Genomic DNA, 11,493 nt, shown 5'->3' with positions numbered 1-11,493 from the left:
TGCTAGATCAACTCCCCATCAGACGGCGTGAAAGGCTCGAACTGATGCCGGGATCGCGATAGGCGGAAAATTCGTCCAGGCGAGGATATCCAGACTCAAACAGATCACGCGGCATGCGCGCATCCTTGGCAGGATAGATACATCCCCCAGCGTCTCGCAGGATGTCGTCCAGGCGTTCAAAAATCCGCAGCGTGCGGTCCGCGCGATTGGGAAAATCCAGAGCAAGCGTCACACCCGGACGCGGAAAGCTGAGCATGCCCTTGGCCGACCGATCACCGAATACCTTTAGAACTGCCAGCACCGAGCCATCGCCTGAATGCGCAATATCGGCCAGCATGGCCTTGACCGCATGCGGTGCATCTGCTGGCGGCAATACGCATTGATACTGATAGAAACCGCGCGGACCATAAAGGCGGTTCCAGTGTTGCAGGTTATCCAGTGGAAAAAGATAAGCCGCATAATGTCTGACGGTTCGGCCGGAACGGCTGCGGTTGACATGGAAATAGGCGGCGTTGAGTAAGCCGAGTGATATGCGATTCACAAACGAGACAGGCGGAGTGAAAGGTACGGTCCATTGCCGCACCCGCGGAGCGGGTCGCGATCTGATACAGGTAGGTTTAGCGCGCTGGAAAATACCTCGGCCAGCGACAGAGGTGCAATCGAGCCATGCCACCATATGCTCCCAGTCGTGACGTGATTCATCGGCAATCTGGAAAAACTCATCAGATCCTGCGAATGGCTGGATGTCAGTGTCGAGCCAGGGACCAGGCATCCGCCGCAACTGGAGATCGGCCGCGACAATGACTCCGGTGAGGCCAAGTCCACCCACGGTCGCAGCGAGCCACCCAGCTCTATACGCCGGGCTGCACTCTATAATTTCGCCATCCGTGCGAACCAAAGTGATGCGACGGACGTGATCGCCAAATGATCCAAAACCGACGTGATTCTTGCCATGCACATCATTGGCAATGGCGCCGCCGACCGTGACCATCAAGGTGCCCGGCATCACAGGAAGCATCCAGCCATATGGTTCGGTCAGCCTCTGTATGTCACGGAGCAGCATGCCAGCCTCACAGGCCAGAATACCGGTCGTGGGGTCGAAAGCTATAAACCGGTCGAGCCGCGCAGTCAGCCAGAGCGTCCCGCCCTTATTGAGGCAGGCATCTCCGTAACTACGCCCCATGCCGTGGGCAAGACCCTTGCCATCCGTATGCGGCAGACGAGCAGAAAATTCCTCCGCGGTGCCAGGCGACATGATCCTGTGCGGCTCCGCTTTTAGTCTGCCCCACGAGAAAATGCGGGTCTGCGGTTGTTGCATTGTGTACACTGTCCAGCCTGAAGAACAAAACGATCTGGAATAAATTATGACCATCTCCGCAGCATCGCGGCCTACCCTAGTCGTGCTGCCTGCCCTGATCAAGTTGATGCGGCCGAGGCAATGGATCAAGAACGGTTTCGTTCTTGCACCGCTCATTTTCTCCGGCCAGTTCCTGCAACCGGACGCCATTATGCAGGCATGTGTAGCCGCGTTGCTGTTCTGCTTGGGCTCATCGGCAGCCTACATCCTTAACGACCTGCATGACGTTGCTCATGATCGTCTGCATCAAGAAAAATCCACAAGCCGACCGCTGGCCGAGGGCTCTGTCACGCCGGCCCAAGCCAAAACACTGCTGGCTGCGCTCTATGTAATATTATTTGTGGCTAGCTGGCTGCTAGCGCCGTTCGTGGGTTTGCTCATCGGCGGCTATCTCGCCATCAATCTCGCCTACACTTTCGTGCTGAAGCAGCAGCCAGTGCTTGACATCTTCACCATTGCGACTGGCTTCGTCCTGCGCGTCTATACTGGCGCCGTGGTGCTCGATGTCCCCCTATCATCGTGGATGTTCATCACCACGCTATGCTTGGCACTTTATCTCGCTGCCATGAAACGGCGTCAGGAACTTCTGCAAAATGGAGCGGGTGCTCGCGCCGCACTGTCACGCTACTCGCCGGCCTTGATCGACCGCTATGCCAAGATGTCGGCGCTGGCCGCTCAGCTTTCCTATAGTGCGTTCGTGATTACAGCCAAACCTCAATTGGGAATGACCATTCCGCTCGTGCTGTTCGGGCTGTTCCGCTACTGGTATGTCGCGGAAAAACTCAAGGGTGGAGAATCGCCTGCGGAAGCATTGCTCGGCGACTGGCTGCTGCTGTTGGTGGCAGTCTTGTGGATTGCAGCCTGCATCTGGGGTCTGTGGCCACTGCCCAACTAACCATTGCGGCAGGAACCGCCTGGCAGTCCAGAGCAGGACTGGGGGACTAGGATTCGAACCTGGACAACCAGAGCCAGAGTCTGAAATCCTGTCATCAGACGATCCCCCAGCAAGGATCGGGCCCGGGATATAGCCGTTCCCTGGAGACTTTGCACCCTTTCTGGCCGCATCCCGGTCCCCGGCCGGGCCAGCCTAGCGCCTGAAAATGCTGACGATTTCCAGATGTGGCGACCAGCGGAACTGATCGATCGGCACGGTCTGTTCGAGGCGATAGCCGGCCTCCAGCAGCCCCTTGGCATCGCGGGCAAAACTGGAAGGATCGCAGGAGGCCATCACGATGAGGCCGGGCGCCTCGCCGAATTTCGCGGCTTCGGCGATCTGCTGCACCTGGGCCTTGGCACCGGCGCGCGGCGGATCGAGCAACAGGGCATCCAGCTTCTTGAGCTCGCCACGGGTCAGCGGCTGTCGCTCGAGATCGCGCGCCGTCGCCGTCACCCGGCTTAAGTTCGCCGTTTTGGCGGCCGCCGTCAGTGCGGCAATCGCCGGCCGGTCGGCATCCACCGCCCATACGGTCTTGCCCGCCTCGGCCAATCGCAAGGCAAAGGCGCCGCAGCCGGAGAAAAGATCGGCGACACGTTTGGAATCTTTCAGCGCCTCGAGCGCGAAATCCGCCATCGCCTGTTCGGCTTCGGGCGTCGCCTGCAAAAAGCCACCCGGCGCCAGCGTGACCATCGCGTTGCCGAAGCGCACACGCGGCGGCTCGACACCCTGATACAGCAGCTCGGGATCGCTGCGCTCGTCGAAACGCGCACTCAGCCGGCCGAGGCCGGCGGCCTTGGCCGCCTTGCTCAACTCGATGCGTTCCTGCACGCGCATCTTCAGCTTGCCGGTGATCAATACGTCAGGTCCGGTTTCGGTGACGGTGACCTTCAGGTCGACGGCCCAGCCATCGCCCAGCACCGGCATGATCATCGCGCGCAGCGTGGGCAGCAGCGCGAACAATTCCGGCTTCAGCACCAGGCAGGTTTCGAGATCGACGATCTTGCGGCTCTGTGCCTCGTGGAAACCCATCAGCACCTTGTCCTTCACGCGCCGCGTGATGAACTCGGCACGACGCCGCGACGCGTCCGGCACCGCCACCAGATCGCCGATGACAACATCACGAATTTCGCGCCGCGCCAGTGCTGCCGCCAGCTTGTCGCGTTTCCAGCCGCGATAGGCCGCATCGCTCCAGTGCTGCAGCGTGCAGCCGCCACAGGCCTGGAAATGCGGGCATGGCGCATCGATACGGTCCGGTCCGGCCGCTTCCAGCACGCTGATGCTGGCGGAAAAACCGTCGCCGCGCTTCTCGCCGACTTTCGCCGCGATGCGGTCACCCGGCACGGTGAAGGGCACGTAGAAGCGCTCGCCCTCGCTGTCCAGCACGCCATGGCCCTGCCCGCCCATGCGCTCGATCACGCCCTCGATGTCACGCATTGGATGTCGCTTCGCTTTTTTGGGCCGCAATCAGGAATTCGCGGTTGCCCTCGGGACCAAGGATCGGGCTCGGCTCGATGCCCAGCACACGCCAGCCCGGCAGGCCCGACCACCAGTCATGGATTGTGGCACAGACCTCGTCATGCAGGGCCGGATCGCGCACCACGCCACCCTTGCCGACACGCGTACGTCCGACTTCGAATTGCGGCTTGATCAGCGCAACAGCCCAGGCGCCCGGCCTGGCCAGAGACAGCGCGGCCGGCAGAACGATCTGCAAGCCGATGAAACTGGCATCGCAGACGACGCAATCGATGGCACCGGGAATGATTTCCGCTGTCAGGTGCCGCGCGTTGGTCTTTTCCAGCACGACGACACGTTCGTCGGTGCGTAGCCTCCAGTCGAGCTGGCCCTCGCCGACATCGACGGCAAAAACTTTCACAGCACCGTGATGCAGCAGAACGTCAGTGAAGCCACCAGTGGAGGCGCCGACATCGATGGCGGCGCGCCCTTCAGCCTTCAGCGAGAAATGCGCGATGGCATGCGCAAGCTTGACTCCACCGCGGCTGACCCAGGGATGCGGTTTGCCGCGCAGTTCGATCGGCGTATCGACAGCCAGTGCCACACCCGGCTTGTCGAGGCGTTTTTCGCCGGAGAAGACCAGACCTGCCATGATGGCAGCCTGCGCCTTGGCCCGGCTTTCCGCCAGGCCGCGCTCTACCAGCATCTGATCGAGGCGCAGCTTCGGGGCTTTCATGCGGCCATGACCTGTTCGCGCGCCAGCCTACGGGTCATCACGGCAAAACGCCAGAGCAGCATGACGGCGACGACCGCGAGGCCGACCACCAGCCCGGCCCAGACACCAATACCGCGCAGCGGTGTGAAGAAACCGAACCAGATCGCCACCGGGAAGCCGATCAGCCAGTAGCCGACCAGGGTCAGCACCATCGGGATCGCGGTGTCTTTCAGCCCGCGCAACGCGCCATTGGCCACACCCTGCGCGCCATCGACCAGCTGGAACAAGGCCGCCATGCCGAGATAGGTCAGCGCCAGCGTATAAACCGGCGCACTGCTTTCCCTGAGGAAGACGGCGATGAGATGCGCGCCGGCGAAGTGGAAGATCAGTGCCGTGCAGAGCATGAAGGTCATGCCCATGATGATGGCGATCCAGCCGGCGCGCGCGGCACCCGCGATATTGCCCGCGCCGGTGGCGAGGCCGACGCGCACCGTCGCAGCCTGTCCCAGCCCCATCGGCACCATGAAGGCGAGTGCGGCCCATTGCAGCGCCACCTGATGGCCGGCGACCTCGACGCTGCCGAGCCGGCCCATGAGGAGCGCGGCAGCCGAGAACAGTCCGATTTCGGCGCTGAGCGCCAGCGAGATCGGCGCACCGATGCGCAGGAAAGCTATCATGCGCTGCGGCGTGGTGTGCCACCAGCCGCGCGACAGGTGATAGCTGCTGAATTGCGGATCGCGCGCGATGTACCAGAAGAACAGCAACAGCACGAGAATATTGACCAGGCTGGAGCCGAGCCCGGCACCAACCACGCCCATTTCCGGAATGATCCAGAAGCCGAAGATCAGCACGCTGTTCACCGCGGCGTTCAGCGCAACAGCCAGCAGGGTCAGCAGCAGTGCCGAACGCGGCCGCTCCAGCGCGGCCACGAAACCGCGCAGCACCATGAACCAGACCGCCGGCAGGAACATGCCGCTGACCGCCTGCATGAAATCGCCCGCCAGCGTGACCAGCTCTTCGGGTTGACCGATCAGACGCAGGAAGGGCTCCATCACCAACAGAAGTCCGGTGCAGACCAAGCTGACGATGCCCGTCGAGATCAGCCCGTCATGCACCGCATTCCGCACGCCCTCGATATCGTTCGGATCACGGCCGCGCGCCTGCGACGCCAGCGCCGGCGTTGCCATGGCGAGACCAAGACCCAGCATCCAGAGGAAGCTGAAAATCGCCACGCCGAGCGCGCCAGCGCCCAGCGCCGCCGCATTGTAGTGCGACAGCAGCCAGACATCGGTGGTGTGGATCGCCATCTGCGCCAGCTGCGTACCGATGATCGGCAACGCCAGCGTGAGCGTGGCCCGCGCTTCGGTCAGGATCATGCTGTGAAATCCTGCTTAGGCGCTGGTGGCGGTTGCGTCGCTCGAACGACCGAGCGCGGAAAGAGCCATTGCGACGATCTGCGGCGCGTTCAGCCCCGCCTCGTCATACTGCTTCATCGGGTTTTCATGATCGATGAAGTGGTCGGGCAGCACCAGCGGACGGATCTTCAGCCCGTGATCCAGCAGCCCGTCGTGGCTGAGGAACTGCAGCACATGGCTGCCGAAGCCGCCGACCGAACCTTCTTCCAGCGTGATCAGCACTTCATGATGCCGCGCCAGCTGGCGCACCAGATCGACATCAAGCGGCTTGCAGAAGCGTGCATCGGCCACCGTGGTGCTGAGGCCGCGTGCGCCAAGCTCGTCGGCCGCCTTCATGGCTTCCTGCAGGCGTGCACCAAAGGACAGAATGGCCACCTTGCTGCCTTCGCGTAGCACTCGGCCCTTGCCAAGCTGCAGCACCGAGCCGCGCTCCGGCATCAGCAGACCAGTGCCCTCGCCGCGCGGATAGCGGAAGGCGGACGGGCGGTCGTTGATCGCGGCAGAGGTCGCCACCATATGCATCAGTTCGGCTTCGTCGGCCGCCGCCATCAGCACCATGTCGGGCAGGCAGCCGAGATAGGCGATATCGAAACTGCCCGCATGCGTCGCACCATCGGCGCCGACCAGGCCGGCGCGGTCGATGGCAAAGCGCACCGGCAGCCTCTGGATCGCCACGTCATGCACCACCTGGTCATAGGCGCGCTGCAGGAAGGTGGAATAGATCGCGCAGAAGGGCTTGAAGCCTTCGGTGGCCAGCCCGGCAGCGAAAGTGACGGCATGCTGCTCGGCGATGCCGACATCGAAACAGCGGCCGGGGAATTTCTTGGCAAACAGGTCGAGGCCGGTACCTGACGGCATCGCCGCCGTCACCGCCACGATCTTGTCGTCGCGCGCGGCCTCACTGATCAGGCTGTCGGCAAACACCCTGGTGTAGCTCGGCGGCCCGGCCTTGGGCTTGGCCTGCGTGCCGGTAACGACGTCGAATTTCGACACGCCATGATATTTGTCGTCAGCAGCCTCGGCCGGGCCATAGCCCTTGCCCTTCTGCGTCACGACATGGATCAGGATCGGGCCACCCTTGTCGGTGTCGCGGATATTCTTCAGCACCGGCACCAGATGGTCGAGGTTATGACCATCGACCGGACCGACATAATAGAAGCCCATTTCCTCGAACAGCGTACCGCCGGCCACCATGCCGCGCGCATATTCCTCGGCCTTCTCGGCAATTGAGTTCAGAGTGCGCGGCAGGATCTTCTCGCCGATCTGCTTGGCCATCTGGCGCAGCCCGATATAGGAGCGCGATGACATCAGGCGTGACAGATAGGCGCTCATCGCGCCGACCGGCGGCGCAATCGACATGTCGTTGTCGTTGAGAATGACGATCAGCCGGCTGTTCATCGCGCCGGCATTGTTCATCGCCTCATAGGCCATGCCGGCCGACATCGCGCCATCGCCGATCACGGCGATCACATTGTTGGTCTCGCCCTTGAGGTCGCGCGCCACCGCCATGCCCAGACCGGCCGAGATTGACGTCGAGGAATGCGCGGCGCCGAAAGGATCGTATTCGCTCTCACTGCGGCGGGTGAAACCCGACAGGCCGCCGGGCTGGCGCAGCGTGCGGATGCGATCACGGCGGCCGGTGAGAATCTTGTGCGGATAGGCCTGATGGCCGACATCCCAGATCAGCTTGTCGACGGGCGTGGCGAAGACGTGATGCAGCGCCACCGTCAGTTCGACGACGCCGAGGCCGGCGCCGAGATGACCGCCCGTCACCGAGACGGCATCAATCATCTCGCGACGCACTTCGTCGGCGAGTTGCTTGAGCTGGTCGAGATCGTACTGGCGGATATCCGACGGCTTGGTCACGGTATCCAGCAGGGGCGTGCGATTGCTGATCATTGCTGGCCTGAGGGTGTCACGAGCGGCGGGTTATAACAAACTCCGCCAGCTCCTGTAAAACCATGGACTTGGGACCAAAATGCGACGACAGCCGGCTTTTGGCGGAATTGGTTAACGCCCGCGCCTTGGCCCGGGCCGGCTCCAGGCCCAGCAGGCCCACGAAAGTGGCCTTGCCCGCCGCAGCGTCCTTGCCTACCGCCTTGCCCAGTTCGGTGGCCGAGCCTTCATGGTCCAGCAGGTCGTCGGCGATCTGGAAGGCCAGGCCGAGCTCTGCGGCATATTCGCGCAGAACCGCGCGTTCCGCCGCCCCCGCCCCACCCAGCAGGGCGCCGGCCTCGGCGGAAAAGCGGATCAGGGCGCCGGTCTTCAACGCCTGCAGGTCGGTGATTTCCTCGTAACTCAGCGGCTGCCCGGCCGCGGTGCGGTCCTCGGCGGCCAGGTCGATGGCTTGGCCGCCCACCATGCCGCGTGCCCCCGAGGCCTGCGCCAGACCCACCACCAGCCCGGCCTGCACCGCCGGATCGGGATGGGTGGCGGTATCGGCCAGCACCAGGAAGGCCTGGCTCTGCAGGCCATCGCCCGCCAGCACGGCGGTCGCCTCATCAAAGGCCTTATGCACGGTCGGCTTGCCACGCCGCAGGTCGTCGTCATCCATGCAGGGCAGGTCGTCGTGGACCAGCGAATAGGCATGCAGCATCTCGATGGCGGCCGCGACACGCAGGCTGCGCTCGCGCGGCACGCCGAACAGATCGCTTGATGCCACCGCCAGCAGCGCGCGCAACCGCTTGCCGCCATTCAGGCTGGCATAACGCATCGCCTCGTCGAGTTTCGCGGTGCCGCCCCGCTTCTCCAAAGAAAGATGGCTGACGGCCGGAAGCAGGCGGTCCAGCGCCGCCTCGACGGCAGCGCCGACCTCCTGCATCGCCGCCGCGAGTGCGGGCGACGGCTGCTCGCTCACGTCAGTCTGCCTTGAACGCTTGCGTGCCGGCGGCCTGGCCATCGGCGCCGACCACGATCTTCTCGATCTTCTCTTCGGCGGCCTTCAGCTTGGCTTCGCAGTGCCGCTTAAGCAGGGCGCCACGGCCATACAGGGCGATCGAATCTTCCAGGTCGACGCGGCCGCCTTCCAGCTTGGCGACGATCTCGTCCAGCGCCTTCAGCGCCGCCTCGAAACTCATCGCCGCGATATCCGCCGGGATGGTTTCCTGCTGGGCGTCTTTTTCAGCCTTGGACATGCCGCCTCCGTTCCACAAAGCCGCCACAGTTTACGGTCTAGCTATGATGCCAACAACCCGCGCCGCCGGCCGATTCGAGCCGCAAATCCGGCGTGGCCGAAGCAATATAACGCGCTGTAGTATTTGCCAACCCCGCCCGACAAAAACCCAGACAACGGGAGACTCTGCCATGTCCAGCCTCACCCTCCATCGTCGCGCTTTGCTCGCCTCCGCCTTTGCCGGTGCAGGCATTCTCGCCCTCGGCCCCCGGCTGGCCCGCGCGGCCTCCGACGACCAGTCACTGATCGACTCGGCCCGCATCACCGTGGATGCCTTCGCGCATGACGGCCAGATGAGCGACCTGCGCCGTAAGCTGGCCCAGGCCCAGGGCGTCTTCGTGGTGCCGCAGCTGCTGAAAGCCAGCTTCATCATCGGCGGCGAAGGTGGCTCGGGCGTGCTGCTGGCCAAAACCGCCAATGGCTGGAGCGAGCCCTGCATCTACACGATGGGCGCGGGCTCGATCGGGCTCCAGATTGGCGGCGAAGCCTCGCAGGTCATGCTGGTACTGATGAACGAAAAAGCCGTGAACGCTATCCTGCGCAACGAGTTCAAGCTGGGTGCCGATGCCACCGTCGCCGCCGGCCCGGTCGGCATGGGCGTCGAAGCCGCCACCACCACCAATCTCGGTGCCGACATCTACTCCTTCGCCAAGACCAAGGGCCTTGCCGCCGGCATCTCGGTCGAGGGTGCCGTCATCACCGCGCGCCACGGCCGCAACACGGCCTACTACGGCAAGGAAGCCCATCCGCGCAACATCCTCTACGACAACGTGGTGAGCAATCCCGGCACCATGGCTTTGCGCCAGGCGCTGGCGAATGCGGAGATGCGGTGATCTCTGCGGCGACATTGCAAGGGTATCGCGCCACCACCTATGCGGTGACGCTGCCCGATGAAAGCCCGCTCGGCCTGCGGCTGAATGAACCCAGCATACAGGCCGACGCATTTCTGCGCCGGGCGAAAGCGCAGACGATCACCTGCCTGAACGCCTGGAATCCGCGCAGCATCGCGCTGCCGGTCACGCGCAACATGGCGGCGCATCAGCGCCTGCGTCGCGACCTGGCCGGCTACGTCGCCCTGCCACATCTCGGCGTGCCGGATCGCTCGACCTGGCGGCCGGAACCAGGATTTGCCGTGCTGGATCTCGAAACGGAAAAGGCCATGGCGCTTGCACAGCGCCATGGCCAGTTCGGACTGGTTCGTTATGAGCGCGGCGGCGTGGCGGAACTGATCCTCACCCGACTCGCGCTGAAGTAATCAGGCGACCTCGAACAACCCGGCGCCGCCCTGGCCGCCGCCGATGCACATGGTCACCACCACATACTTGGCGCCGCGCCGTTTGCCCTCGATCAGGGCGTGGCCGGTCATGCGCGCACCCGACATGCCGTAAGGGTGGCCAATCGAGATCGCGCCGCCATTCACGTTCAGGCGGTCGTTCGGGATGCCGAGCTTGTCGCGGCAATACAGCACCTGCACGGCGAAAGCCTCATTCAGCTCCCACAGGCCGATATCGTCCATCTTGAGGCCGAAACGCTGCAGCAGTTTCGGTACAGCATAAATCGGTCCGATGCCCATCTCGTCCGGCTCGCAGCCGGCGATTGCCATGCCGCGATAGATACCCAGCGGCGAGAGACCTTTCTTCTCGGCGAGTTTGGCTTCCATCACCACGCAGGCCGAGGCGCCATCCGACAGCTGGCTGGCATTACCGGCCGTGATCACCTTGCCGGGGCCACGCACCGGCTGCAGGCCGGCGAGGCCTTCCAGCTTGGTGTCGGCGCGATTGCCTTCGTCCTTGGTCAGGGTGACGTCTTTATAGCTGACGGCCTTGGTCTCCTTGTCGACCACCGCCATGCTGCTCTGCATCGGCACAATCTCGTCGTCGAACTTGCCGGCCGCCTGGCCGGCCGCCGTGCGCTTCTGGCTTTCCAGCGCGTATTCGTCCTGCGCCTCGCGGCTGATGTTGTAACGCTTGGCGACCGTCTCGGCGGTGTCGATCATCGCCATATAGATATCGGGCTTGTTTTTCATCAGCCATTCATCGCGGGCGCGGAAGGTATTCATATGCTCGTTCTGCACCAGCGAGATCGATTCCAGGCCGCCGCCCACCACGATAGGCGCGTTGTCCTGGATCACCTGCTTGGCAGCCGTGGCAATCGCCATCAGGCCGGAGCCGCACTGGCGGTCCAGACTCATGCCGGCCACCGACACCGGCAGACCCGCGCGCACAGCACACAGGCGAGCGATGTTGCCGGCCGTGCCGCCTTGCTGCAGGGCTGCGCCCATGATCACGTCATCCACTTCGGCGCCGTCGATCCCGGCGCGCTTCACGGCTTCGCGGATCGCATGCGCGCCCAGTGTGGCTGGATCGGTGTTGTTGAAAGCACCGCGATAGGCCTTGCCGATCGGTGTGCGGGCAGTGGAAACGATGACGGCTTCGCGCATTTTAT

At 63.6% G+C, this 11,493-nt stretch carries 11 protein-coding genes; 3 read left to right on the top strand and 8 right to left on the bottom strand.

The features are described from left to right. Window positions 1–7: 7 nt before the first annotated feature. Window positions 8–1,255 carry an FAD-binding oxidoreductase gene (locus FNB15_RS10680; RefSeq protein ID WP_221932631.1) on the bottom strand — a complete coding sequence of 416 codons (1,248 nt, stop codon included), beginning with the start codon at window positions 1,253–1,255 and terminating at the stop codon, window positions 8–10. A gap of 109 nt (window positions 1,256–1,364) precedes the next feature. Here FNB15_RS10680 and FNB15_RS10675 point away from each other — a divergent pair, with 109 nt between their 5' ends. After that, window positions 1,365–2,252: a decaprenyl-phosphate phosphoribosyltransferase gene (locus FNB15_RS10675; RefSeq protein ID WP_221932630.1), complete on the top strand. Its 888-nt coding sequence runs from the start codon at window positions 1,365–1,367 to the stop codon at window positions 2,250–2,252. Window positions 2,253–2,444: 192 nt separating this feature from the next. Here the strand turns inward: FNB15_RS10675 and FNB15_RS10670 are convergent, their stop codons facing one another. The 6 genes from FNB15_RS10670 to FNB15_RS10645 are packed head-to-tail and all read right to left on the bottom strand — an operon-like array spanning window position 2,445 to window position 9,010. Further along, window positions 2,445–3,728 carry a class I SAM-dependent RNA methyltransferase gene (locus FNB15_RS10670; protein WP_144068686.1) on the bottom strand — a complete coding sequence of 428 codons (1,284 nt, stop codon included), beginning with the start codon at window positions 3,726–3,728 and terminating at the stop codon, window positions 2,445–2,447. After that, on the bottom strand, window positions 3,721–4,482 hold the full coding sequence (locus FNB15_RS10665) for a TlyA family RNA methyltransferase (protein ID WP_144068685.1): 762 nt from the start codon (window positions 4,480–4,482) through the stop codon (window positions 3,721–3,723). Before FNB15_RS10665 ends, FNB15_RS10670 begins: the two co-directional genes overlap by 8 nt. Then, on the bottom strand, window positions 4,479–5,837 hold the full coding sequence (locus tag FNB15_RS10660; protein WP_144068684.1) for an MATE family efflux transporter: 1,359 nt from the start codon (window positions 5,835–5,837) through the stop codon (window positions 4,479–4,481). The genes FNB15_RS10665 and FNB15_RS10660 overlap by 4 nt, the downstream gene beginning before the upstream one ends. 15 nt (window positions 5,838–5,852) lie before the next feature. Continuing rightward, on the bottom strand, window positions 5,853–7,775 hold the full coding sequence (gene dxs / locus FNB15_RS10655; RefSeq protein ID WP_144068683.1) for a 1-deoxy-D-xylulose-5-phosphate synthase: 1,923 nt from the start codon (window positions 7,773–7,775) through the stop codon (window positions 5,853–5,855). 16 nt (window positions 7,776–7,791) lie between these two features. Then, entirely contained in the window at window positions 7,792–8,733 is a 942-nt protein-coding gene (locus FNB15_RS10650; RefSeq protein WP_246068661.1) for a polyprenyl synthetase family protein, read from the bottom strand. A gap of 1 nt (window position 8,734) precedes the next feature. Then, complete coding sequence (locus FNB15_RS10645) at window positions 8,735–9,010, bottom strand: exodeoxyribonuclease VII small subunit (RefSeq protein ID WP_144068682.1); 276 nt, start codon at window positions 9,008–9,010, stop codon at window positions 8,735–8,737. A 169-nt stretch (window positions 9,011–9,179) separates the two neighbouring features. On the opposite strand from FNB15_RS10645, the gene FNB15_RS10640 reads away from it, so the two are divergent. After that, complete coding sequence (locus FNB15_RS10640; RefSeq protein ID WP_185973519.1) at window positions 9,180–9,881, top strand: lipid-binding SYLF domain-containing protein; 702 nt, start codon at window positions 9,180–9,182, stop codon at window positions 9,879–9,881. After that, the gene (locus FNB15_RS10635) at window positions 9,878–10,303 is read left to right on the top strand and encodes a DUF3293 domain-containing protein (RefSeq protein WP_144068680.1); all 426 of its coding nucleotides are present in this window, start codon (window positions 9,878–9,880) and stop codon (window positions 10,301–10,303) included. Before FNB15_RS10640 ends, FNB15_RS10635 begins: the two co-directional genes overlap by 4 nt. On the opposite strand, the gene FNB15_RS10630 is transcribed toward FNB15_RS10635, so the two are convergent. Continuing rightward, window positions 10,304–11,488 (bottom strand): acetyl-CoA C-acyltransferase, encoded by a 1,185-nt coding sequence (locus FNB15_RS10630; protein ID WP_144068679.1) that lies wholly within the window; start codon window positions 11,486–11,488, stop codon window positions 10,304–10,306. It abuts the gene before it with no gap. Window positions 11,489–11,493: the final 5 nt, after the last annotated feature.

Origin of the sequence: Ferrovibrio terrae (assembly GCF_007197755.1) — a bacterium.
Lineage (GTDB): Bacteria > Pseudomonadota > Alphaproteobacteria > Ferrovibrionales > Ferrovibrionaceae > Ferrovibrio > Ferrovibrio terrae.
The sequence above is the reverse complement of the archived record's forward strand: the minus strand, read 5'-3'. Positions and strand labels throughout refer to the sequence as shown.

Excerpts from the sequence above, each read along its gene's own strand:
- FNB15_RS10680 (WP_221932631.1), bottom strand. The coding sequence starts at position 1,255 with ATGTCGCCTGGCACCGCGGAGGAATTTTCTGCTCGTCTGCCGCATACG.
- FNB15_RS10675 (WP_221932630.1), top strand. The coding sequence starts at position 1,365 with ATGACCATCTCCGCAGCATCGCGGCCTACCCTAGTCGTGCTGCCTGCC.
- FNB15_RS10670 (WP_144068686.1), bottom strand. The coding sequence starts at position 3,728 with ATGCGTGACATCGAGGGCGTGATCGAGCGCATGGGCGGGCAGGGCCAT.
- FNB15_RS10665 (WP_144068685.1), bottom strand. The coding sequence starts at position 4,482 with ATGAAAGCCCCGAAGCTGCGCCTCGATCAGATGCTGGTAGAGCGCGGC.
- FNB15_RS10660 (WP_144068684.1), bottom strand. The coding sequence starts at position 5,837 with ATGATCCTGACCGAAGCGCGGGCCACGCTCACGCTGGCGTTGCCGATC.
- dxs (WP_144068683.1), bottom strand. The coding sequence starts at position 7,775 with ATGATCAGCAATCGCACGCCCCTGCTGGATACCGTGACCAAGCCGTCG.
- FNB15_RS10645 (WP_144068682.1), bottom strand. The coding sequence starts at position 9,010 with ATGTCCAAGGCTGAAAAAGACGCCCAGCAGGAAACCATCCCGGCGGAT.
- FNB15_RS10640 (WP_185973519.1), top strand. The coding sequence starts at position 9,180 with ATGTCCAGCCTCACCCTCCATCGTCGCGCTTTGCTCGCCTCCGCCTTT.
- FNB15_RS10630 (WP_144068679.1), bottom strand. The coding sequence starts at position 11,488 with ATGCGCGAAGCCGTCATCGTTTCCACTGCCCGCACACCGATCGGCAAG.